Annotated in this window: 16 protein-coding genes, 1 tRNA gene and 1 pseudogene; 11 read left to right on the top strand and 7 right to left on the bottom strand. The window is 68.8% G+C overall.

Translation table 11 applies throughout. The features are described from left to right. Nucleotides 1-12: 12 nt before the first annotated feature. Nucleotides 13-258, bottom strand: coding sequence for a hypothetical protein (locus tag SNOV_RS04760; RefSeq protein ID WP_013165778.1), 246 nt, complete (start codon nucleotides 256-258; stop codon nucleotides 13-15). Nucleotides 259-334: 76 nt separating this feature from the next. After that, entirely contained in the window at nucleotides 335-1018 is a 684-nt protein-coding gene (locus tag SNOV_RS23740) for a hypothetical protein (RefSeq protein ID WP_013165777.1), read from the bottom strand. Nucleotides 1019-1213: 195 nt separating this feature from the next. Here SNOV_RS23740 and SNOV_RS04750 point away from each other — a divergent pair. From SNOV_RS04750 to SNOV_RS04740, 3 genes and pseudogenes are all read left to right on the top strand, one after another. Beyond that, nucleotides 1214-1977: pseudogene (locus tag SNOV_RS04750) on the top strand (response regulator). Beyond that, on the top strand, nucleotides 1974-3251 hold the full coding sequence (locus tag SNOV_RS04745) for an ATP-binding protein (RefSeq protein ID WP_013165776.1): 1278 nt from the start codon (nucleotides 1974-1976) through the stop codon (nucleotides 3249-3251). Before SNOV_RS04750 ends, SNOV_RS04745 begins: the two are co-directional and overlap by 4 nt. 85 nt (nucleotides 3252-3336) lie before the next feature. After that, nucleotides 3337-3789: a cache domain-containing protein gene (locus tag SNOV_RS04740; RefSeq protein WP_013165775.1), complete on the top strand. Its 453-nt coding sequence runs from the start codon at nucleotides 3337-3339 to the stop codon at nucleotides 3787-3789. A gap of 89 nt (nucleotides 3790-3878) precedes the next feature. Here the strand turns inward: SNOV_RS04740 and SNOV_RS04735 are convergent. Next, a tRNA-Gln gene (locus SNOV_RS04735) sits at nucleotides 3879-3952 on the bottom strand. A gap of 544 nt (nucleotides 3953-4496) precedes the next feature. Between SNOV_RS04735 and SNOV_RS04730 the strand changes: the two genes are divergently transcribed. Beyond that, the gene (locus tag SNOV_RS04730; protein ID WP_013165774.1) at nucleotides 4497-4703 is read left to right on the top strand and encodes a DUF1127 domain-containing protein; all 207 of its coding nucleotides are present in this window, start codon (nucleotides 4497-4499) and stop codon (nucleotides 4701-4703) included. Here the strand turns inward: SNOV_RS04730 and pbpC are convergent. After that, nucleotides 4690-6795, bottom strand: coding sequence for a penicillin-binding protein 1C (gene pbpC, locus SNOV_RS04725; protein ID WP_013165773.1), 2106 nt, complete (start codon nucleotides 6793-6795; stop codon nucleotides 4690-4692). The genes SNOV_RS04730 and pbpC overlap by 14 nt on opposite strands. A 13-nt stretch (nucleotides 6796-6808) precedes the next feature. Continuing rightward, the gene (locus SNOV_RS04720) at nucleotides 6809-12172 is read right to left on the bottom strand and encodes an alpha-2-macroglobulin family protein (protein ID WP_041782866.1); all 5364 of its coding nucleotides are present in this window, start codon (nucleotides 12170-12172) and stop codon (nucleotides 6809-6811) included. A 280-nt stretch (nucleotides 12173-12452) separates the two neighbouring features. Between SNOV_RS04720 and SNOV_RS04715 the strand changes: the two genes are divergently transcribed. From SNOV_RS04715 to SNOV_RS04690, 6 genes are all read left to right on the top strand, one after another. Next, entirely contained in the window at nucleotides 12453-12734 is a 282-nt protein-coding gene (locus SNOV_RS04715; protein WP_013165771.1) for an acyl carrier protein, read from the top strand. Nucleotides 12735-12770: 36 nt separating this feature from the next. Beyond that, nucleotides 12771-13286 carry a 3-hydroxyacyl-ACP dehydratase FabZ family protein gene (locus tag SNOV_RS04710; protein ID WP_013165770.1) on the top strand — a complete coding sequence of 172 codons (516 nt, stop codon included), beginning with the start codon at nucleotides 12771-12773 and terminating at the stop codon, nucleotides 13284-13286. Beyond that, on the top strand, nucleotides 13279-14463 hold the full coding sequence (locus tag SNOV_RS04705) for a beta-ketoacyl-ACP synthase (protein WP_013165769.1): 1185 nt from the start codon (nucleotides 13279-13281) through the stop codon (nucleotides 14461-14463). The genes SNOV_RS04710 and SNOV_RS04705 overlap by 8 nt, the downstream gene beginning before the upstream one ends. Nucleotides 14464-14503: 40 nt before the next feature. Beyond that, the gene (locus SNOV_RS04700) at nucleotides 14504-15784 is read left to right on the top strand and encodes a beta-ketoacyl-ACP synthase (protein ID WP_013165768.1); all 1281 of its coding nucleotides are present in this window, start codon (nucleotides 14504-14506) and stop codon (nucleotides 15782-15784) included. A 245-nt stretch (nucleotides 15785-16029) separates the two neighbouring features. Beyond that, complete coding sequence (locus SNOV_RS04695) at nucleotides 16030-17052, top strand: zinc-binding dehydrogenase (RefSeq protein ID WP_013165767.1); 1023 nt, start codon at nucleotides 16030-16032, stop codon at nucleotides 17050-17052. A 2-nt stretch (nucleotides 17053-17054) separates the two neighbouring features. After that, a complete protein-coding gene (locus SNOV_RS04690; RefSeq protein WP_013165766.1) occupies nucleotides 17055-18083 on the top strand; it encodes a lipid A biosynthesis lauroyl acyltransferase in 1029 nt (342 codons plus the stop codon). A gap of 75 nt (nucleotides 18084-18158) precedes the next feature. On the opposite strand, the gene SNOV_RS04685 is transcribed toward SNOV_RS04690, so the two are convergent. After that, entirely contained in the window at nucleotides 18159-19268 is a 1110-nt protein-coding gene (locus SNOV_RS04685) for a polyamine ABC transporter substrate-binding protein (protein ID WP_013165765.1), read from the bottom strand. A 106-nt stretch (nucleotides 19269-19374) separates the two neighbouring features. Continuing rightward, nucleotides 19375-20784 carry a glutamine synthetase family protein gene (locus SNOV_RS04680; protein ID WP_013165764.1) on the bottom strand — a complete coding sequence of 470 codons (1410 nt, stop codon included), beginning with the start codon at nucleotides 20782-20784 and terminating at the stop codon, nucleotides 19375-19377. 169 nt (nucleotides 20785-20953) lie between these two features. Here SNOV_RS04680 and SNOV_RS04675 point away from each other — a divergent pair, with 169 nt between their 5' ends. Next, nucleotides 20954-22333, top strand: a complete 1380-nt coding sequence (locus tag SNOV_RS04675; RefSeq protein WP_013165763.1) for an aspartate aminotransferase family protein — start codon at nucleotides 20954-20956, stop codon at nucleotides 22331-22333. The last annotated feature ends 53 nt before the right edge of the window (nucleotides 22334-22386 follow it).

Below are 22386 nucleotides of genomic sequence, written 5' to 3'. Positions count from 1 at the left end.
CGCCGGGCGGCGCTATCGGATCGCCCAGCGCCAGCCGCACTCGTCGCACATGGTTCCGTCGGTCCTGTGCCGGCACGGCGACGTCACCTGCCCGATGAAGGGATAGAGCAGCCAGCGGAGCAAGGCGAAGCGGCGTTCCTTTCCGCGCGGCAGGATGGACTCGCATCGCAGCCGCATCATCGGCCCGACGACCTCGTTCGCGGTCGCGTGCAGCACCGCACCGTTTCCGTTCGCGCCGCTGCGCACGTCGTTCGTCATGGATCGTTCCCGGCGTTCGCGCGGGTAAACGGGCGCGCCTGGGAGCCAGAGCGCGCCCGCTCCCGGAAGCAGGCGGTCAGTGGGGCGTGGGATGATCCGCCTCTCCCGGCCCCTCCGATCCGAAGGGACCGAAGGAAGCGGGGGTCGCAAAGGGTGGAGCGCCGGGAGGCGGGCCGGGTGGGCGCGGGGGCAGCAGCGGCCCTGCCTGCTTCAGGCGGTCGAATTGTTCCGGCGTAAGCCTGCCACGCAGCTCCCCGATGGCCACCGTCAACCTGTCCGCCGCACGCCCCTGCCCCGCCGCGCACGCCGCCAGCATCGCCGACTGCGCGAGCGCGTCGGGCGGCCCACCGGCTGGTGCCTTCTCCTGCGCCGCCGGGGGATGCAGCATGGCGTAGAGCGCGTCGGTGTAGGCGCGCCAGGCGTCGAGCTGTTCCTCGCGGATGCCGATGAAGCTCTCCATCGCGGCGAGCCGCGAGGCGAGGATCAGTGGGCCGGGGCCCGGCGGCGGAAGAATGCAGGCGACGCTTGCATCGAAGGCGGCGCGCGGGCCCTCGCCGGGTCCGCCGCGATGTTCCACGCAAGCGATGTCCGGCGCGTCGGTGCAGGACGACACCTCGACGACCCGCACCGTTTCCGCATGCTGCGCCATCGGCGCGCGGTCCTGCAGCTTCGTGGTAATCTGGCCGTCCGCCGAGGTGCTGGCGGCGACGATCACACCGCCCAGCAGCGAGGCCGCCACGGTGATGAAGACGAGTTTCAATTCCCGCTCCTGTCTTCGTTGTCGAGCGAGGACAAGCTGAAGCGGCCGCGTTTCCTTTTCAGGTCGGAGTATTTCCGGCGCGAGACGTTTTGTATCCCAACGTTGCCGAAGCGCCTTCAGCAACACTGAGTTGCCATTCTTTCCGGTGAGAAGCGCCGGCATCCGCTAGGGCAGCCGGGACATCGTGCTTTCGGGATGAAGTTCGTGGAGAACAATCCGCATGTGCTCGTGGTCGACGACGACCGGGAGATCCGCAGGCTGCTCGGGCGCTATCTTCAGGGGCAGCGCTTTCGCGTCACGCTGGCCGAAGACGGGCGCAGCGCCGAACGCTGCCTTGCCGCCGGACGCATCGACCTCGTCGTCCTCGACCTGATGCTGCCGGACATTTCCGGCCTCGACCTGTGCCGCTCGCTGCGGGCGCGCTCGCGCGTGCCGATCATCCTGCTCACCGCGCTGAAGGAGGATGTCGACCGCATCATTGGACTAGAGGTCGGCGCCGACGACTATCTCGGCAAGCCGTTCAATCCGCGCGAACTGGTGGCGCGCATCCGCGCGGTGATGCGCCGGACCTCCGCGGTCGAGGCGGCCGGCACAGGGCCACAGCACAGCTTCCGCTTCGGCCGCTTCAGCGCGAGCCCGGTAACGCGCAGCGTCGTGGACGCCGACGGCGTGGAGGTTCCGCTGACCGCCGCCGAATTCGACCTGCTCATGGCCATTCTCGAGCGGCCGGGCCGCATGCTCTCGCGCGACCAATTGCTCGACATCACCCAGGGCCGCAACGCGGTGGCGTTCGATCGTTCGATCGTTCGATCGACGTGCTGATGAGCCGCCTGCGGCGCAAGCTCGGCGACGCCGGCAGCTTCCAGATGTTCAAGACGCTGCGCAATGGCGGCTACCAGCTGGCGGTGAAGGTCGAGGGCGGCGAGGCGCGCCCCAGCCATGGACAGGACGCGCCGTGAACACGCTGCGGGCCAAGCTCACCGGCTTTCTGGCCGGCGCCGTCTTGCTGGTGGTGCTGCTGGCCACGGGCCTGTCCTTCGCACTGCTCTCGCCGCCCCAGTTCGAGGCGGCCGAGGACGCGCTCGCCGCCCAGATCGTCCTGATGTCCAGGCTGATCGAGGCCCACCCGGACGCGCCCCCGATCCCGCAAGGTGCGTTCGTCGGCGTGAAGACCGCACCCGCCGGCGGATCTGTGGCAAAGGCTCCGACGCACGGGATCAATGCCGCCCTGTCGCGCTTGGGCGACAGCCGGCAGGTCGTGGTCAGCGATCCCCCCGATGCCCGTTCGCCCGTCATCTCCTCGCTCTCGGACGGCCGCTGGCTGCTCATGCCCATACCCATGATGCCCGCGCCGGAGCATCCGGGCTGGGCGCTGGCGGGGTGGGCGCTGATGCTCGCCCTCGGCACGACCGCCGTCATGGTGTTCGCCGTCCGGCGCCTCACCGCGCCGCTCGCGCTGCTGGAGCGCACGGCTGCCGCCATCGGCCCGCACGGCGAGTTGGCTCCGCTGCGCGAGCAAGGCCCCACGGAGGTGCGGGCCGCCGCGCGCGCCATCAACCTCCTGTCCTCGCGGCTGAAGGCGGCGATGGAGAGCCGCGTCCGCCTCGTCGCAGCCGCGGGGCACGACCTGCGCACGCCGATGACCCGCATGCGGCTGCGCGCGGAGTTCCTCGACGAGGATCAGCGTGACGCCTGGATCGCCGATCTCAACGAGCTCGACCACATTGCCGACGGTGCCATTCGCCTGGTTCGCGAAGAGGTCGAGACGCCGGCGCAGATGCAGGTTCCGCTGGACGCGCTGGTCGGCGAGGTGGTGGCCGAGTTGCGCGAGATCGGCATGCCGGTCGCGCTCACCGCCTCGGCACCGGTGACGGTGATCGCCCGGCCGCTGGCCCTCAAGCGCGCCATTCGCAACCTGACGATCAATGCCGCGACGCATGGGCGCGAGGCGCGGGTCTCGGTCGGCGCCTGCGAGGGCGAGGCCCTGGTGCGGATCGAGGATCACGGGCCGGGCATTCCGCCGGAACTGCTCGACCGTGTCTTCGAGCCGTTCTTCCGCGTCGATCCGGCACGAGGCGCACCCGTGCCCGGCGCCGGCCTGGGCCTGGCGATCGCGCGGGAGATCATCGTGAACAACGGAGGATCGCTCTCGCTGAGCAATCTCGCCGCCGGCGGACTGGGGCAGCGCGTCAGCCTTCCGGCGGTGGAACAGCGGACCTATCTCGACGCCTGAGTGGCGCTCGATGCCCAGCCAGCCGGATTGCTGTTGCCGGAGCGGAAAGCTATTAAAGTTCGCATGGTCTTCGGGGGGAGAAACCATGTCTCACGCCGCAACGCTGGCGATTTCGCTGCTTTCCTTCCTGCTGTTTTCGAGCGCTTTGTCCGCCCAGCAATTCGGTTCGGCCCAGGAGGCCAGAGCGATGCTGGAGCGCGCCGTGGCAGCACTGAAGGTCGACCAGGCCGCTGCCCTGGCTGCTTTCAACAAGGGGACGGACGGGTTCCGGGACCGCGATCTCTACGTGTTCTGCAACAGCCTCGACGGCACATCGCTGGCGCACGCCAATCCGGCGATGCTTGGCGGCAATCTCAACGAGCTGAAGGACGCCAACGGCAAGGCGTTCGGCAAGGAGATCATGAGCAGCGCCCGTGAGGGGCAGGTAAGCTCCGTGGCCTACGCTTTTCCCCGCCCCGGCGAGAGCCAGCCGGCCGCGAAGGAAAGCTACGTCACCCGGATCGGCGATCTCGTCTGCGGCGTCGGCTATTACAAGTAGCGCGGAAGGCCGACATCGGTGCGGTCGCGCGGCATGGCGACGCCACGGGCGGAGACCTGTTCGCTAACGTATTGATGTTATTGAGAGGTTGGCTGGGGGACCAGGATTCGAACCTGGACTAACGGAGTCAGAGTCCGCAGTTCTACCGTTAAACTATCCCCCACCGAAGCTATTGAAAACACAAGCAGTTTCGGCTCGGTTTCACAATATCGGCGTCCGGTTGTGCAAACCCGGCGGCGAACGCGGGGGATATAGCGTCTCATTCGAGCGCGGTCTACCCCCGTGTGGATTTATCTGCCGGCTCTCATTCGCCGGTCACCAGCAGCGACCAGAATCTCGAATCCCGCCTCTCCAGCACCGGCCGATTCCGCTTGGGCTGAACTCCATTGCCCCTCCCCGTGAGCTGACCCACGGCCGAGGCAATCTATCCATGCCGCAACGGCAATCCACGCCCGCCCTGAGAGCATATCTCGATTTCAATCCCTAGTCGCAATATTAGGCTGTACACGTTCATAATGACTACGTTAATACCTTTATCGTGGTTAATCCGCGCTTAATCACGCTGAGCATCCCGAAAACGGGGCAGGAACGGCCCAACAACCCATGCGTCGGCCTCAGTGCTGTCATGCAGCATCTCGCCTTTTGCGGTGCGAAGAAGCGTCTATATTCCTGGCATACAAGATACCTACCTAGGCTTGGAGGCCCAGATGAACACCGCTACCCTTACCCGTCACACCTCGCCGGACTTCTTCTCCCGCGTCGCCACTGGCGTCGTCGCCTTCTTCGAGGCGGTTGGTGAAGGCCATCGCATCGCCCGCCGCTACGAGACCCTGTCGCGCCTTTCCGACGCGGCCCTCGCCAAGCGCGGCCTGACCCGCCAGGACATCGCCCGCGTCGCCATCAGCGGCCGCTGAGTAGTCCCGTCGCGTCGGCAACCCCTGCCGGCTCGCGAATACGTAAGCTGACGCTGTCACTCGCGCCAGCGGCGTCCATGACGGTCAGGCGCACGAAGCCCGCGCCCGACGGCTGCCAGAAATAGGTGGCCGCCAGTGCGGGCTCGCCGGCCGGCACGCCATCGACGAAGATCGTGAGGCGGCCCGTGCCGCCGCTCACTTTCAGCGCCAGCGGCTCGCCCGCCAGGTGCTCGAGGCTCGCCCCGTCGGGCGGGAACGAAATTTTCGGTCCATCACCAACGCCGCCCCTGCCCGCCATTCGGCCGAACTGCCGGAGAGGTGGCGGCAGGTCGGCGTTTCGTGCGTTCAGCGCCTCGCGCGGCGGCGGGCCAAACGGCACCGGACGGGTCACCAGCCGGGCGAAGGCCTCGAACAGGATCGGCGCCGCCGCCTCGCGCCCGATCATCCCCGGCACCGGCTGACCGTCCGGCCGCCCCACCCATACCGCGATCGTCCGCCGCCCGTCGAAGCCGACCGCCCAGGCATCGCGATAGCCGAAGGACGTGCCGGTCTTGAAGGCGATGCGCCCCACCCGCTCGTTGCGCGGCGCCGGCGTGCCGGCCAGCGCCTGGGCGAGATACCAGGCCGCGACCTGGCTCATCAGCCGCCGCGTTCCCTCCCCTCCCGTCACCGCGCCGTCCATGCGTTCGCGCAAGGCATGCGCCTGCCCGCCATTGGCGATGCCGGCATAGAGCCCGGCCAGCGCGTCGAGGCTCACCCCCACGCCGCCGAGCCCGACCGCCAGTCCCGGCACCTCGCCGGGCGGCAGGCTCAGCGCGAAGCCCGCCTGCCCCAGCCGGCTGGCGAGGCGCTGCGGGCCGACCGCCTGCAACAGCACCACCGCCGGCACGTTCAGCGAGAGTTGCAGCGCCTGCTTCACCGACACCGTGCCCTGGTAGTCGCGGTCGAAATTGCGCGGCCGATAGGCGCCGAAGCGCGCCGGGCGATCGTCGATCAGTGTCTCGGGATGGGCGAGGCCGTCCTCGAAGGCAAGGCCATAGATGAAGGGCTTCAGCGTCGAGCCGGGAGAGCGGATGGCGCGGGTGAGGTCGACTGCCCCGGCGCGCGCGGCGTCCAAGGGATCGGCGCCGCTGACACGCACCAGCACCTCGCCGCTGCCATTGTCCACCATCACCAGGGCGAGCGAGACGCCCGTGCCGAGCTCCCGCACGCGCTCGCGCGCCAGTTCCTCAAGCCGCGTCTGCGCCACGGCGTCGATGGCGAGGCGGTGCGTCTGCGCCGCCGGGCGCTCGCGCCGCGCTGCCTCCGCCGCATGAGCGGCGAGCATGGGCATGGCGATGCGCTCGCGCGGGATCGGCTGGCGCGCGGCGAACTCGGCCTCCGGCTCGTTATAAAGGCCCGCCGCCTTCAGCCGCGCCAGCACATGATCGCGAGCCCAGGCGGCGCGTTCCGGGTGGCGGTCCGGCCTTCGCGATTCCGGTGCCTGCGGCAGGGCGACCAGAAGTGCTGCCTCCGCCAGCGAGAGCCGGCGCGGTTCCTTGCCGAAATAGGCGAGGCTTGCTGCGCGTACGCCCTCGATGTTGCCGCCATAGGGCGCGAGGGCGAGGTAGAGCGCGAGGATCTCGCGCTTGGACAGCCGCGCCTCCAGCTCGATGGCGCGGCGCATCTCGCGCAGCTTGGCGGAGAAGGTGCGCGCCGCGCGCGGCTCCATAAGCCGCGCCACCTGCATGGTCAGCGTCGAGCCGCCAGAGATGATCTGGCCGTGCAGCAGCATCTGGCCCGCCGCACGGATCATCGCCAGCGGATCGACGCCGGGATGCGAATAGAAGCGCTTGTCCTCATAGGCGACGAGCATGTCGAGGAAGCGCCGGTCCACCTCGCCGGGCTGGACCTGCAGCCGCCAGCGCCCGTCATCCAAGGCGAAGGGCCGCAATAGCCGGCCGTCGCGGTCCAACACCTCCACGGAATAAGCCAGCGCGGGCGCCGGCGGAGCTGCCGCGCGCACGCCCATGATCCAGGCATAGGCACCGCCCGCCAGCAGCATCGCGCCGAGAAGCGCGATGCCGGCCATGCGGGCAAGCACCCGTCTCATTTGGCGATCCTTTTCACTTCGAACCACCCGTCACTTCGGTCGTGCCCGCCTCGGTGCGGGCATAGCGGCCGGGGCGGTACATGTCCTCGATCGTCGCCGGCGGATGGGCATAGGTGCCCGGCGAGACGGCCCGCACGATATAGGCGACGCGCAGCACTTCGCCTTCCTCCTCCTCGCCAACCTGCGTCAGATCGAAGGCGGCGGCGAAGAAGGCGTCGCGGAACTCAGCATGCGAGGGCTGGCTGGTGTCGCCGAGCCAGGCCAGCGCGCCGGCGTCAGAGCCGACGGCAAGGTTCGGATTGTCGATCTCGAAGCCGGCCGGCAGGTAGTCGACGAGCAGCACATGGCTCGGCGCCGCCTCGTCCTCCTCCGCCTCCAGCACCACGACGAGCCGCGTGTTCTGCGCCACCTTGGCGGGATCGGCCGGCTGGCCGTCGAGCGTGTAATAGCTGCGCGTCAGGGTGAAGCCGTCCTCCGCCGCCGGCTCGGGCGAGCTCGGCGGCCCGTCGATGGAGACGACGACGTCGAGCGGCGCCGTGCCGCGATTGGTGAGGACGATCGGCTTGGCCAGCTCCTCCGGGGTGAGCGAGCGCTCATAGATGCCGGAATGCGCCACGCCGTCGATGTCCACCGCGATCCCCTTGCCCTCGCGCGCCGCGCGGGCGGCGAGCAGCAACCAGGCATCTTCCTGCGTCGAGGTCGGGCCGGCATCGACGAAGGCAGTGGCGAGCCGCGCCCGCGCCGTGCGCGCCGTGCCGGTGAAGCCCGCCTCGGAGGCCAGCGTCGCCACGCCTGCGGCATCGCGCAGGATCGAGCCGAAGTCCGGCCGGCCGGAGGTGATGGTCTCCGGCGCGTCGGGCAGCAACTCCAGCGCGGCGCCGAACACGGTCTCGGCGCGCTTCTTGTCGCCGAGCATGGCGAGTGCCGCGGCGAGTTGGCCGCGCGCCATCGGGCTCTCCACCGCGTCGAGCTTGGCGTCGGCGACATAGCGGAGGTCGCCGAGCGGCGCCCTTCCGTTCCGCGCCAGCACATAGATGGCATAGGCCGTGCCGTCGTCGGTCGCGCCCTCGGTGGCATAGGCGAGCGCGTTGCGCAGCCGGTCCAGCGCCATGGAGAAGGGTTGCTCCGGCACCTCGTAGCCCTTCTCGCGGGCGCGGGTGAGGAAGTCGGTCACGTAGGAATCGAGCCACAGATCGTTGCCGCCCGCCTCCCACAGGCCGAAGGAGCCATCCGAGCCCTGCCGGGCGACCAGCCGGGCGATGGCGTTGCGGATGGTCTCGGCCGGCTCCTGCTTCAGCCGGAACCGCTCCGGCCCGCCGAAGTCGCTCAAGTAGAGCAGCGGCAGCGCGCGGCTGGTGAGCTGCTCCGAGCAGGCGAACGGATAGCGATCAAGCGCGCCGATCAGCGCCGGCGCGTCGAGCGCCGGGTCGAGCCCGGCGAAGACGGTGACGCCGCCCGTGCCCGGCACGAGATCGGCGACGAGGTCGCGGCTGAGCGTGATCGAGGCGCCGGGCGCGATGCTCTCGATATTGCGGCGGGAGATCGGCGGATAGGCCGGGCGCACGTTCAGCCGGTAGTCGCGGACGACATTCAGCCCGGCGGGACCGGAGAGCCGTACCGAGACCTTGGCCTCACCGAGCCCCGTGCCGGCAAGCTGCAAATTGAAGCCCTGCCGTCCGCCCTTGGCGAGTGGCACCGTCTTCGGCGCGCTCGGAACCGAGACCGGGCCATCGGTCATCACGTCAAGCGCATAGTCGCCCGCCTCACCGTCGACATTGGTGATGGCGAGGTTGAGCGTCGACTTGTCGCCCGAGGCGAGGAAGCGCGGCAGCGTCGCCGTCAGCACCACGGGATCGCGGATGATGATGTCCTTCTCGGCATGGCCCACCGCCGCGCCGGACCACGCCACGGCCATCAACTTTCCCGTCCCGTCGAACGGCGGCAGGGCGAAATCGACCGTGCCCTTGCCCTCGGCATCGAGCTTCACAAGGCCCGAGAACAGAGCGAGCGGCGGCTGGGTGGGCGGCTCGGCCTGCAGGCCGGCGTCCATCGCATCGCCGCCCGAGCGCAGGCGGCCGCGCGCGCCGAGCATGCCGTCGATGAGCTGGCCGTAGAAGTCGCGCACCTCGGTGCCGAGCGCACGCTGGCCGAGATAGAAGCCGTCCGGGTCGGGCGTCTTGAAGCCGGTCAGGTTGAGGATGCCGACATCGACCAGCGCGACCGTGACGAAGGCCTCACTGCCGCGTCCCGGCCCCGATACGCTGACCGGCACGGAGAGCGTCGTCTCCGGCCGCGCCAGCGCCGGCGCGTCGAGCGCCACGTCGAGCACGCGCTGGGCGCGGTCGACGCCGAACCAGGCGAGGCCGATGGCGCGGCCGGGATTGCGGCCGGCAGCCACATCCAGCGGCCGGTGCAGGAACGCGAGCGCATAGGCGCCCGGCCCCCAGCCCGCCGCGACCGGAAACTCGACCGCGCTGTCGCCGGCCGGCACGTCCACAGTCTTCGAGGCCAGCACGCCATCGCCGACGATCAGCACCGTCGCCGAGCCCGCATAGCGGCTGGTGAGGTTCACCTTCATCGGTTCGCCGGCGGCGTATTGCGCCTTGTCGAGCCCGACCTCCAGCCGGTCCGGCGCATCGGCGGTGGCGCCACCGCCCCAGCCGGCCTCGAAGCGCACGGCGGTGGTGAGCTTGCCATCGGTGACTTCCAGCCGGTAACGGCCCCAGCCGACCGGAACATCGAGCCGCGCCGGCGCGCCGGCGGCGAGGTCCAGCTTGCCGTCGGCGACCTTGGCGATCGATTCGACCGGCTCGAAATCCCAATTGCCGCCGAGCCGATACCATTGGTAGCGCGTCTCGATGCGGTAGAGCGCCCATTGCGCGCCGGCAACGGCGACTGGCTTGCCGGCGGCATCGAAGCCCTGCACCTCGAAACCGGCCTGCGAATTCTCGCCCGGCCCCTTGCCGTCGAACAGCGGCTTCACGCCGATACCGTTGCCCACTGGCTGGACCGGCAGCACCAGCGAACGGCGCACCGCCCGGCCGCCGCCCTCGTCCAGCGAGACGAAGATTTCCGCCTCCAGCGGCCGTGCCGTCGAGGAGAGCTGCGGCAGCGCCACCGAGAGGCTCGCCTTGCCCTGCGCGTCCGTCACCGGCGCGTCGGCCAGTGGCTCGCGCACCGTGGTGTAGCCGTCATCCGCCCGGCCGAAGCGCCAGCCCGGCAGGCCGGGGCGCGCATCGGCAATCCGCACCTCGATCTCGCCGGAGAGGTCGAGCCCGGCAGCGGGCGGACCGAATAGCCAGCGCCCATCCGCCGCCACGCTCACCGGCATCTTCGGCGCGATGCTGGTCGCGGTGCTGGAGAGGTCGAGCGCGAGTCGCTCGGGCACATAGTCTTCCAGCAAGAAGGTGGTGGAACCGACCGGCGCGCCGCGCGGGTCGGCATAGGCCTCGACCCGCCAGGTACCGGTCATGGCGTCGCCCATCAGCGCGAAGTCGACGGTGCGCCCGCCGGCGCCGGCATCCTCCGCCAGCACGCGGCGCTCCTCGACGCCATCCGGCCGCTTCAGCATGAGGGTGAGCGGCACGCCGGTCACCGCCTGCACCTGCGGGTCGCGCAGCAGCGCGGTGACATGCACCGTCTCGTTGGAGCGATAGACGCCGCGCTCGGTGGTGACGAAGGCGTCCATGCGCTCGGGCACAGCGCGCCCGCCGACGCCGCGGTCGGTCAGATCGAAGGCCTGGTCGTCCAGTGACAGGAAGGCGTAGTCGCCCTCCTTAGCCTGCGCCACGATCACCGCCGGGGCGAAGCCCTCCTTGCCGCGCACCAGCCCGGAATCGAATTTCGCCGCGCCCGTGGCGTCGGTGCGGGCGGTGGCCAGCACTTCGTTCGACTTGGCGAGCAGGCGCAGCTCGACGCCGTCCAGCGGCTGCGCCGTGCCGAGCGCGCGCACCAGCACGGTCAGGCCGTTGCTGCCGGAGAGCGCGGTGAGGCCGAGGTCGGAGACGACGAACCACTGCGTCGAGCGCGTACTCCACTCGTCATTCGGGTCGAGCGCCTCGCCGGCCGGCCGGGCGGCGAGCACATAGACGCCGGGCGACAGAGTCGGGGCCGCCTCGTCGACCGGGAAGGAGGTGGTGACGTCCTCGTTGAGCGGGGATGAGGTCTCCAGCTCGCCCTTGAACACCAGCTCGCCTCGGCTGTCCTTGAGTTGCTGCAGGTCGTAGCCGCCGAGGTCGCGGCGGAAGTCGCCGTCGATGGCGGTCGGGATCAGGCTGCGATCGCCGATGCGGTAGAGCTCGACGCCCACGCGCGTGGTGTTGACAGAGACGACGGGAATGCCGCGCGGGCCGCTGCGCGGCAGCACATAGTTGCGGCCGGTGAAGCGCACGCCCGGCTTGCGGTCGCGCACATAGATGGTGAGGTCGGCGGTCTCGCGCAGCGGCTCGGCGGCAACCGAGGACGGCAGCCCCTGCCGCAGCTTCACGTCGTAGCTCTCGCCGTGCTTTAGCCCCTCGACGCAGAGCTGGCTCTCCTCCGCCATCACCGCCGGCTTGTCGACCGGGCCGTTCGGCCCCTTGAGCGTCACATAGGAGGAGAAGTCGAGCCCGCCGGTCGCCAGCGGCTCGGAGAACTGCACGCAGATGCGTGGGTTGGAGGCGTCCGAATCGACGCTGTAGTCGAGGATGCGGAAGCCGCGCTCCTCGCGCAGCTTGTCGTAGAAGGCGCGCTGGTCCGGCACATTGGCATAGGTCAGCGCGGTGGCGAGCGTGTCGAGCGCCGGCCGCCAGAGCGAGCGCTGGTCGTAGAAATGACCGATGGCGAACAGCGCATCGGCTTGGGTGACGCGCGTCGTCGCGCTGCGATAGGCGAGGAAGGCCGCCGCCTGCGCGCGCTCGATGAAAGTGTCGGCGCTCTCATTGTCGTTCGGCTTGATGCGGGCGAGCGCGCGGGCAAAGCGCAGCCAGGCGCCGGCATCATTCGGCGTGGCGCGGGCGAGCTTGCCGTAGATTTCGGCGGCGGTGCGCGCGTCGCCGGCGGCGAGCGCGGCGTCGGCGTCCTTGCGCAGCTGCGCGGCCGGCTTGCCCAGCGGCTCGCGGTCGCGCTGCAGCAGCGCCTGCAGCCGCCGCGCCGCCTCCACGAGGTCGGGCCGCGAATAGGTCTTCGGCAGGGCGTCCTGCACCGGTGCGGGCGCCGCCGCCTGGGCCGGCTTGGCCGGCTGCGTGGGCTTGGCCGGCTGGGTCGCCGCCGCGCCCTGCTTTACCGTCTGCTTGAGCGGTGGGGCCTGGGCTATTGCCGGGGCGGCGAGAAGGACGAGGATGAGGGACCCGCCGAGCCCCCGCGCAAGCTTCGAGAAGGCCGAGGACAACGCGACCATGATACCACCCCTACGACCGATGATCCGACCGATGACGGAACGATAGGCCGGAATCTGCCGCAGGGCCATGACGGTACCGTCGAGGGCGTGCATGACGAGCCGCATCCGGGGGCATCGGCACGGATGTCACACAGCCGAGGATTGCCGCGCCGCCGCCATTGAATAGCCGTCCGCGCTTAGGTATACGGGCCGTCATCCATTTGGGGGCCTATCGTCGCGGGAGCGGCGGGAGAACCAGTTCACCCCGGCCGGACGCGGCCGCCGAGACCAGAGGCATTTCATGTCGACCACGTTCGAGACCGTTGCCAACATCATTGCCGAGACGTGCGACATCCCGCGCGAGAACATCACGCCGGAGAGCCACGCGATCGACGATCTCGGCATCGACAGCCTGGACTTCCTCGACATCGCCTTCGCCATCGACAAGGCGTTCGGCATCAAGCTGCCGCTCGAGCAGTGGACTCAGGAAGTCAACGAAGGCAAGGCGACCACCGAGCAGTACTTCGTGCTCAAGAACCTCTGCGCGCGCATCGACGAACTGATCGCCGCCAAGACCGCCTGATCGGCGGTTCGGACGACGGGTGTTGCGGGAAGGGTAATGCGGCTCGAATATTTCCAGATGATCGACAAGGTGCTCGAGCTCGACCTCGAGGCGCGCACCTTACGGACCGCCAACATCGTCCCGGACGAGAGCCCGATCTTTGAGGGCCATTTCCCCGGACACCCGCTGCTGCCGGGCGTGCTGCTGTTCGAGATCATGGCGCAGAGCTGCGGCATGCTGCTGCTGCGCCTGCACAATTACGACCGCATGGCGTTCCTCGCCTCGGTCGACAAGGGCAAGCTGCGCACCTTCGTTACCCCGGGCCAGATCATCGAGGTCTTCGCCCGCATGGAGCACGACGGCTCCGGCTATGCCCGGCTCAAGGCCGAGGGACGGGTCGAAGGCAAGCTGGTCTGCAATGCCGACATCACGCTGAAGACCATGCCGTTCCCGGCGCCCGAGCTGCGCGGCTACCTGCTCTCCACCGCCGAGCGCATCGCCATGCCGATGGGCGACGCGGCGGGCAATGAAGCGGCCGGCGAGGCGCGCTCAGGAAATCTCACGCATGTCTAATCGTCGCGACGTATGGATCACCGGCATCGGGCTCGTCTCCTCGCTCGGTGAAGGTCTGGAAGCCCATTGGCAGGCGCTTTCCGCCGGTACGCGCCCGGTGATCGACGAGACCGGCTTCGCTCCCTACGTCGTGCATCCGCTCGCCAAGATCGAGTTCGACGCGCAGATCCCCAAGAGGGGCGACCAGCGCCAGATGGAGCCGTGGCAGCGCATCGGCACCTATGCCGCCGGCCTCGCGCTGGATTCGGCGGGCATCAAGGGCGACAAGGACATTCTCGGCACCACCGACATGGTGGTGGCGGCCGGTGGCGGCGAGCGCGACCAGGCAGTCGACGGCGCCATCCTCACCGAGATCGAGAAGCAGTCGAACCCCGACGTCTTCCTGAACGAGCAGCTTCAGTCGAACCTACGCCCGACCCTGTTCCTGGCGCAGCTCTCCAACCTGCTTGCCGGCAACATCTCCATCGTCCACGGCGTCACCGGCTCGTCCCGCACCTTCATGGGTGAGGAGAGCTCGGGCACCGACGCCGTGCGCATCGGCTTCTCGCGCATCGCCGCCGGCACCAGCGAGATCGCGCTGGTCGGCGGCGCCTACAATGCCGAGCGGCGCGACATGCTGCTGCTCTTCGCGCTCAAGCGCCTCGCCATGCACGCGCCCTGGGCGCCGGTGCTGGCCGAGCCGAAGGGCGTGCCGACCGGATCGGCCGGCGCCTTCCTCGTGCTGGAATCGCCCGAGCACGCCACCGCCCGCGGCGCCAAGCCCATCGCCAAGCTGTCGGGCGTGTGGTCCGAGCGCGCCAAGCGCGGCGATGGCGACGCGGTCGAGGCGGTGCTGGACGCGCTGGTGAAGGAGGCCGAGGGCGGCGTGACCGACGGGACCGCCATCTTCTCCGCCGCCTCCGGCGCGCCCGAGCCGACCAAGGCGGAGGCCGCCGTGCTCGCACGTACCGGCCTGCCGGTCCGCTCGGTCACCGACCGTGTCGGCCACAGCCTCGAAGGGCAGCTGCCGGTGGCGCTGGCGCTCGCCGCGCTCGCCGTCTCGCAGGGCAAGCTTTTCGCCCCGCTCGCCGGCGAGCCGCTGGAAAAACCTTTCGAAGGCACGCTGTCCCGTGCCATCGTCACCGCAGTGGGGCATTGGCGTGGAGAGGGCGTCGCGCTCGTCGAGCGCGCCGACTAACCCCCGCAACCGGAAGCGCTTCGCTTCCGAGGAGCAGATCATGGCTTCCTATACCGACAAGGCCGGACGGCCGGTCGTCGTCGTCACCGGCATGGGCCTCGTCACTTCGCTCGGCCAGGGCAAGGACGACAACTGGGCGAAGCTGACCGCCGGCACCTCCGGCATCCACCGCATCACCCGCTTCCCGATCGACACGCTGCGCACCACCATCGCCGGCACGGTCGACTTCCTGCCCGAGAGCGGGCGCACCGCGCCGGACCTCTCCGAGGAGCTGGCACAGCTGGCAGCGGAAGAGGCGATCGCGCAGTCCGGCATCGGCTCCAAGGGCAATTTCCCCGGCCCGCTGTTCTGCGCCGTGCCGCCGATTGAGCTGGAATGGCCGCAGCGCCGCATCCTGGCGCAGGAAGCCGCGCCGAACGCCGCCGTCACCTATGACGACCTGCTGCGTGCCGCCGAGGCCAATGGCCACGACGCCTGGCACGAGCGCTTCCTCTACGGCTCCATCGCCGACCACCTCGCGGACCGTTTCGGCACGCGCGGCCAGCCGATCTCGCTGTCCACCGCCTGCGCTTCGGGCAACACCTCGATCCAGCTCGGCGTCGAGGCGATCCGGCGCGGCGACTGCGACGCGGCGCTCTCCATCGCCACCGATGGTTCGGTGACGGCCGAGGCGCTGATCCGCTTCTCGCTGCTCTCGGCGCTCTCCACCAATAACGAGGTGCCGGCGGCAGCTTCGCGGCCCTTCGCCAAGAACCGCGACGGCTTCATCATCGCCGAGGGCGCTGGCGCACTGGTGCTGGAGAGCCTGGAGCATGCGCTGGCGCGCGGGGCGAACATCATCGGCGTGGTTGAGGGCGTCGGCGAGATGGCCGACAGCTTCCACCGCACCCGCTCCTCGCCGGACGCCAAGCCGGTGATCGGCTGCATGCGCGCCGCGCTCGCCGATGCCGGCGTCACGCCGGAGGACATCGACTACATCAACGCCCACGGCACTTCGACGCCGGAGAACGACCGCATGGAGTTCACCGGCATGACCGCGGTGTTCGGCGAGCGCCTGCCGAACATCCCGCTGTCGTCCAACAAGTCTATGATCGGCCACACGCTGACCGCCGCCGGCGCCATCGAGGCGGTGTTCTCGCTGCTGACCGTCCAGAACGGGCGCATCCCGCCGACCATCAATTACGAGATCCCGGACCCGGCGATCCCGCTCGACGTAGTGCCGAACGTCGCCCGCGACGCCAAGGTCAACCGGGTGATGTCGAACTCGTTCGGCTTCGGCGGCCAGAACGTCGCGCTGGTGCTCACCGGCGAGCCGGCCTGAGACCTATCTAGACGTCATCCCGGCCGAAGCGAAGCGCAGAGCCGGGATCGCGTGCCGCTCTCTTACCGGATGGCGATCCCGGCTCGGCCTTCGGCCGTCCGGGATGACGGCTTCATGATCATGCCGCCGCACTAGCCATAAGGCGCCGAGTTCGCTATCCACCCTCGTCCTTTCCGGAAGGTCGCCGCCTCTCCCGTTCGCACCGGGATGAAGGCGGCCGCCGCCGTATCGTCTCGGAGTTCTTCATGCGTGCGCTTCAGCTGGTGTCCGACCGCGAACTGATCCTCACCGACCTGCCGGAGCCCGGCGCGCCGGAGCCGGGCGAGGTGCAGGTCTCGATCAAGGCGCTGGCGCTGAACCACATCGACGTGTGGGGCTGGCGCGGCATGGCCTTCGCCAAGCGCAAGATGCCGCTCGTCGTCGGCGCCGAAGCCGTCGGTGAAGTCACCGCCATCGGCGAGGGCGTCACCCGCTTCCGCCCCGGCTCCAAGGTGGCGATGTATGGCGCGCTGACCTGCGGCCAGTGCCGCATGTGCAAGTCCGGCCGCGACAATCTCTGCGAAGAGGTCGCCGGCGTCATGGGCTTCCATGTCGACGGCTTCGCGCGCGACAAGCTGAACATCAAGGAGCGGCTCTGCGTGCCGATCCCGGACGGCATCTCCTGGACCGACGCCGCCACCGCGCCCGTCACCTTCTCCACCGTCGAGCACATGCTGTTCGACAACGCCAAGCTTGAGCCGGGCGAGACCGTGCTGGTCCACGCGGCGGGGTCGGGCATCGGTACGGTGGCGATCCGCATGGCCAAGGAGATCGGCTGCACCGTCATCACCACCGCCGGCGATGACGAGAAATGCGCCAAGGCGCTGGCGCTGGGCGCCGACCACGCCATCAACTACCGCACCGACCGCTTCGAGCACGAGGTGCGCAAGATCACCAAGAAGAAGGGCGTCGACGTCGTGTTCGAGCATGTCGGTGCCGAGACCTGGAACGGCTCGCTGCTCTCCATGCGGCCGGGCGCGCGCCTCGTGACATGCGGCTCGACCTCAGGCGTGTCTGTGAACATGAACCTGATGCAGCTCTTCCAGCGCCAGTACCGCATAATCGGCTCCTTCGGCGCGCCGATCCGCGCCATCGCCGACGGGCTGAAGCGCATGGAGCGCGGGGTGCTCCCCGTCATCGATTCCGAATATCCGCTGGAGAATTTCGGCGCCGGGCTGGAGCGGCTGGAGACTCGCCGCGTGTTCGGCAAGGTCGTCATCACCTTCTGAGAATGCCGGTGTCCGCCGCCCTCCCCCCTGATCCCGCTCCCCTCCCCGACGAGGAGGGGCCGGAGGCGCTCGCCCCCGCGCCCGCGAAGATCAGCCGGTATGACCGGGCGCAGGAGAAGGAGCCCTCCGCCCCGCGCCGCCCGTCTCTGGCGATGCGGCTGCGCGACGCCGCGCTCTCGGCCAGCGTCTGGGGGCTGATGCGCGTCATGCGGCTGCAGCCGTCATGGCTCGCCTCCTGGGAGGGCGGTTTCTGGGCGCGCAAGATCGGCCCCCTCACCCCGATCCACAAGGTCGCGCTGAACAATCTGCGGCACGCTTATCCGGAGAAGACGGAGGCCGAGCGCCAGGCTATCGCGGTGGGCATGTGGGACAATCTCGGCCGCATGGCGGGAGAGTTCGTCCACCTCGACCAGATCTGGCAATACAATATGTGGGAGCCGTCGAAGAGCCGGATCGAGACGACGGGCGTGTCCAACTTCGTCGCCATGCGGGTCGACGGCAAGCCGGCCCTCGTCTTCACGGCGCATCTCGGCAACTGGGAGCTGCCGGCCATCGCCGCGGCGGCACAGGGGCTCGACAGCGCGGTGCTGTTCCGCGCGCCGGACAATTCCTTCTTCGCCGACCTCCTGTTCGAGATGCGCAGCAAGGTGATGGGCGACCTCGTCGCCGCCTCGCATGTCGCGGTGTTCGAGCTCGCCGCCGTGCTCGACCAGGGCAAGCACCTCGGTATCCTCGTCGATCAGGTGCGGCTCGGCGGGCCGAAGGTGAATTTCTTCGGCCGCCCCTGCTCGGCCAACCCGACCATCGCCCGCCTCGCCCGGCTCTATGAGTGCCCGGTGCACGGCGTTCGGGTGATCCGCCTGCCGAACGGGCGCTTCCGCATCCAGTGCACGCCGCCACTCGACCTGCCGCGCGACCCCAGCGGCAAGATCAACGTCAACAAGTCCATGCAGATGATCACCTCGGTGGTCGAGGAATGGGTGCGCGAATATCCCGAGCAATGGACCTGGTTCTACAAGCGCTGGCGGTGACGCCTCGCGCCTCGCCAATGAAAAAGGCGCCCGGGTGACCGGGCGCCTTTCATGTTTTCGGGCCGTCTCAGCTGGTCACTTGCCGCGCTTGAAGTCGCTCCAGGTGCGGGTGACGACGCGCTGCACCTTCTGCGGATAGGTGGTGACGGTGAAGAGCTTCGCCTGGGTCTCCTTGTCCGGGTAGATCGCCGGATTGTCGAGGATCGCCTTGTCGATGAACTTCTGCGCGCCCTCGCTGCCGCTGGCATAGGAGATGTAGTTGGCGTTCTTCGCCGCGATCTCCGGCTTCATCATGAAGTTGATGAAGGCCAGCGCCTCGTCCGGATGCGGGGCATCCTTCGGGATGGCGAAGTTGTCGAACCACATCAGCGCCCCTTCCTTGGGGATGATGTACTCGATGTTAATCGGCGGCTTGCCGGTCTTCTCGGCGGCTTCCTCGGCGCGGGCCTTGGCCTGGAACACGTCGCCCGACCAGCCCGTGGCGAGGCAGATGTCACCGCCGGCGAGCGCGTTGATGTAGCCCGAACTGTCGAACTTCTTGATGAACTTGCGGACCGGCATCAGCAGCTTGCCCGCCTCCTCGATATCCTTCGGATCCTTCGAGTTCGGATCCTTGCCGAGATAGCGCAGGGCGGTGGGGATGATCTCCTCCGGGCCGTCCAGCATGTAGACGCCGCAATTCTTCAGCTTGCCCAGGATCTCCGGCTTGAAGACGATGTCCCAGCTGTTGAGCGGGATGTCGCCGAGGCGCTCCTTCACCTTGTCGATGTTGAGGCCGATGCCGGTGGTGCCCCACATGTAGTTGACGGCGTACTCATTGCCCGGGTCATAGACCGCGAGGCGCTCGGCGATCGCCGGCCACTGGTACTGCAGGTTCGGCAGCTTCGACTTGTCGAGCTTCAGGAACACGCCGGCCTGGATCTGGCGCTGCAGGAAGGAGCCGGTCGGCACCACCACGTCATAGCCGGTCTTGCCGCCGAGCAGCTTGGTCTCCAGCACCTCGTTGGAGTCGAAGACGTCGTAGCGGACCTTGATGCCGGTTTCCTTGGTGAACTCCTCCAGCACCGACTCGTCGATATAGTCGGACCAGTTGTAGACGTTCACGACCTTCTCCTGCGCCGACGCCGGCGCGATCGCCAGCGCGGACAGCAGGCCTGCCGCGATTGTCGTTAGGAGGCGGGACATCCTCTATTCTCCTCGGAAGTTGGTTGTTGAAGTGCCGTCGAAACACTCACTTCCAAGGCTAGAGCGTCGCTGAGTTCCGCTCAAGCCTCGGTCACGCTGGCAACCCTTACAAATACGTCTCGTATTCCAGCGGATTGATCCGCCGCTCGAAGGCCGCCAGTTCGGCCTGCTTCATGATCGCGAACACCCGCTGATACTCGGCACCGAAGGCCCGCGCCACGAAGTCGGAGCGAGCGAAGGCGGCGATCGCCTCGCCCATGTCGTAAGAGAGCCGCGGCGCCTCCTGCTCATAGGCGTTGCCGGTCAGCGGCGGTGGCGGCTCCAGTTCCTTCTCGATGCCCTCCAGCATGCCGGCGAGGATCGCCGCCAGCACGAGGTGCGGATGGGCGTCCGCCCCGGCGATGCGGTGCTCGAGGCGCCGCGCCTTGGCCGGCCCGTTCGGCACCCGCACCGCCACGGCGCGGTTGTCGTAGCCCCAGGAGACGCTGGTCGGCGCGTAGCTGCCCGGCACCAGCCGGCGGAAGCCATTGTAGCTCGGCACGTACAAAAGCGCCGTGTCGGCCATGGTGGCGAGCAGGCCGGCGGCGCCGTGGCGCAGCAGGCGGTCGCCCGCCTCGCCGGCGCCGAAGGCGTTGTGACCGTCCCTGTCGGTCAGGCTGACATGGACGTGCATGCCGGAACCGGCGAAGTCGAGGAAGGGCTTGGGCATGAAGCTCGCCCGCACGCCGTGCTTGCGCGCCACGCCGTCGATCAGCCGGCGCAACAATATGGCGTCGTCCGCCGCCGCGAGCGCGTCGGTGCGGTGATAGAGGTTCACCTCGTACTGGCCGGGCGCGGCCTCGGAGATCACCGTGTCGGCCGGCAGTCCCTGAATGCGCGCGGCCTCACGTATGTCGTGCAGCAGCCCGGCATAGGCGTCGAGGTCGGACATGGAATACATGTTCTGCCGCGCCGGCCCGTTCCCCGAGGCCGGGAACACCGGCTCCGGCACGCCGCCGGGACCCGGCGCGGGCTTCAGCAGGTAGAATTCCAGCTCGAAGGCGACGCAGGGGTAGAGGCCACGCGCGGCGAGGCGTTCCAGCTGCATGGCGAGCCGGTGGCGCGGATCGAGCTCCCACGGGATCTCGCCGCTCAGCGCATTCGGCTCGTACATGGAGAGCATCACCTGCGCCGCCGGCCGCGGCGACCACGGCACCGGCTTCAGCGTGCCCGGCACGGGCCGGCAGATGCCGTCGCGGTCGCCGGTCTCGATATGGACGCCGGTCTCTTCGACCTCGCGGCCCCAGATATCGAGGCCGAAGATGGAGAGCGGTATCGCGACGCCATCGCCCCAGATCTTCGCGCCCGCCCCGCCGGGAATCCATTTGCCGCGTAGTACGCCATGGGTGTCGGGCAGCAGCACTTCGACGATCTCCGGCGCGCCGTGGGCAGCGACATAGGCGCCGAACTCGTCATGGAGAGGATCGTTTTCGGGCTCGGTGGCCGTGACGGGATTCACGGCTTCAGGCAATGGCATGATCCACCTGGTAAAAAATCAGTCGTGGCGTCGATTTGGTCATGGCAGCCCCGCGCCGGTCAAGCAGCCGCGAGGTTTCCGTTGAAGCTTGTGCCATGCCGGATAGCTTGACGCACGCAAAATGTGATCACATTCTGCGCCGCCCCCTCTCCAAGCCGCGAGCGCCCCGATGTCCCTGCCCTCCTCCACCGCCGAATTGCGCGCGCTCGACGCCGCCCATCACCTGCATCCCTTCAGCGACATGAAATCGCTGAACGCGGAGGGCTCCCGCATCATCGTCAGCGCGGAGGGCGTGTGGCTGACCGATTCCGACGGCAACCGCATCCTCGACGGCATGTCGGGCCTGTGGTGCGTGAATGTCGGCTATGGGCGGCAGGAGATCGTGGATGCCGTCGCCCGGCAGATGGGGGAGCTGCCCTATTACAACACCTTCTTCAAGACGACCCACAAGCCGGCCATCGAGCTCGCGGCCCGGCTCGCCGAGCTGACGCCGCCGCAGTTCAATCGCGTGTTCTTCACCGGCTCGGGCTCGGAATCCAACGACACGGTGATCAAGCTGGTCCGCCGCTATTTCCAGATCAAGGAAAAGCCGGAGAAGAAGATCATCATTTCCCGCCGCAACGCCTATCACGGCTCCACCGTCGCCGCCGGCAGCCTCGGCGGCATGGCGCCGATGCACGGGCAGAGCGCGCCGATCCCCGACATCCTGCACATCGCGCAGCCCTATTGGTGGGGCGAGGCACGCCAGGGCGAGACGCCGGAGGAATTCGGCCTGCGCACCGCGCAGGCGCTGGAAGCGGCCATCGACGCCATGGGCGAGGACCGCATCGCCGCCTTCATCGCCGAGCCGATCCAGGGCGCCGGCGGCGTCATTATCCCGCCTGCGACCTACTGGCCGGAGATCGCCCGCATCTGCCGCGAGCGCGACATCCTGTTCATCTCCGACGAGGTGATCTGCGGCTTCGGCCGTACCGGCGCGTGGTTCGGCTGCGAGACCTTCCACACCGAGCCGGACATCCTCGTCATGGCCAAGGGCATCACCTCCGGCTACATGCCGCTCGGCGCCGTCATGGTCGCCGACCGGGTCGCCGAGGTGCTGCTGGAAGGCGGCGACTTCAACCACGGCTACACCTATTCTGGCCACCCGGCCGCCTGCGCCGCAGCCATCGCCAATCTCGACATCATGCAGCGCGAGGACCTGGTCGGGCGCGTCGCCAATGACGCCGGCCCGTATCTAAAGGCGCGCTGGAGTGCTTTCGCCGAGCACCCCCTCGTCGGCGAGGCGCCGATGATCGGCCTCGTCGGCGCGCTGGAGCTCACCCCGGACAAGGCCGGCCGCACCAAGTTCCCGGACGTCGGCAAGGTCGGCACGCTGGCGCGCGACTTCTCCTTCAAGAACGGCCTCGTCATGCGCGCCGTCCGCGACCGGCTGATCATCGCCCCGCCGCTGGTCATCTCGCATGACGAGATCGACGAGCTCGTCGCCCGCGCCCGCAAGACGCTGGACGACACCTATGCCGAGCTGCGCCGCTGGGGCTGGGTGCGGTGAGGCACGCACACGCGAAACGTGCTTATATGCCCGCCGTCGCAGCCTAGCTGATG

Origin of the sequence: Ancylobacter novellus DSM 506, from assembly GCF_000092925.1 — a bacterium.
Taxonomy (GTDB): domain Bacteria; phylum Pseudomonadota; class Alphaproteobacteria; order Rhizobiales; family Xanthobacteraceae; genus Ancylobacter; species Ancylobacter novellus.
Note: the sequence above shows the minus strand (reverse complement) of the source record. Positions and strands in the feature narration are given on the sequence as shown.

Bases quoted from the DNA above. Each gene is read 5' to 3' on its own strand.
- SNOV_RS04760 (WP_013165778.1), bottom strand. From the start codon at position 258: ATGACGAACGACGTGCGCAGCGGCGCGAACGGAAACGGTGCGGTGCTG.
- SNOV_RS04700 (WP_013165768.1), top strand. From the start codon at position 14,504: ATGGCTTCCTATACCGACAAGGCCGGACGGCCGGTCGTCGTCGTCACC.
- SNOV_RS04690 (WP_013165766.1), top strand. From the start codon at position 17,055: ATGCCGGTGTCCGCCGCCCTCCCCCCTGATCCCGCTCCCCTCCCCGAC.
- SNOV_RS04685 (WP_013165765.1), bottom strand. From the start codon at position 19,268: ATGTCCCGCCTCCTAACGACAATCGCGGCAGGCCTGCTGTCCGCGCTG.
- SNOV_RS04695 (WP_013165767.1), top strand. From the start codon at position 16,030: ATGCGTGCGCTTCAGCTGGTGTCCGACCGCGAACTGATCCTCACCGAC.
- SNOV_RS04730 (WP_013165774.1), top strand. From the start codon at position 4,497: ATGAACACCGCTACCCTTACCCGTCACACCTCGCCGGACTTCTTCTCC.
- pbpC (WP_013165773.1), bottom strand. From the start codon at position 6,795: ATGAGACGGGTGCTTGCCCGCATGGCCGGCATCGCGCTTCTCGGCGCG.
- SNOV_RS04715 (WP_013165771.1), top strand. From the start codon at position 12,453: ATGTCGACCACGTTCGAGACCGTTGCCAACATCATTGCCGAGACGTGC.
- SNOV_RS04705 (WP_013165769.1), top strand. From the start codon at position 13,279: ATGTCTAATCGTCGCGACGTATGGATCACCGGCATCGGGCTCGTCTCC.
- SNOV_RS04740 (WP_013165775.1), top strand. From the start codon at position 3,337: ATGTCTCACGCCGCAACGCTGGCGATTTCGCTGCTTTCCTTCCTGCTG.
- SNOV_RS04675 (WP_013165763.1), top strand. From the start codon at position 20,954: ATGTCCCTGCCCTCCTCCACCGCCGAATTGCGCGCGCTCGACGCCGCC.
- SNOV_RS04720 (WP_041782866.1), bottom strand. From the start codon at position 12,172: ATGGTCGCGTTGTCCTCGGCCTTCTCGAAGCTTGCGCGGGGGCTCGGC.
- SNOV_RS04680 (WP_013165764.1), bottom strand. From the start codon at position 20,784: ATGCCATTGCCTGAAGCCGTGAATCCCGTCACGGCCACCGAGCCCGAA.
- SNOV_RS04710 (WP_013165770.1), top strand. From the start codon at position 12,771: ATGCGGCTCGAATATTTCCAGATGATCGACAAGGTGCTCGAGCTCGAC.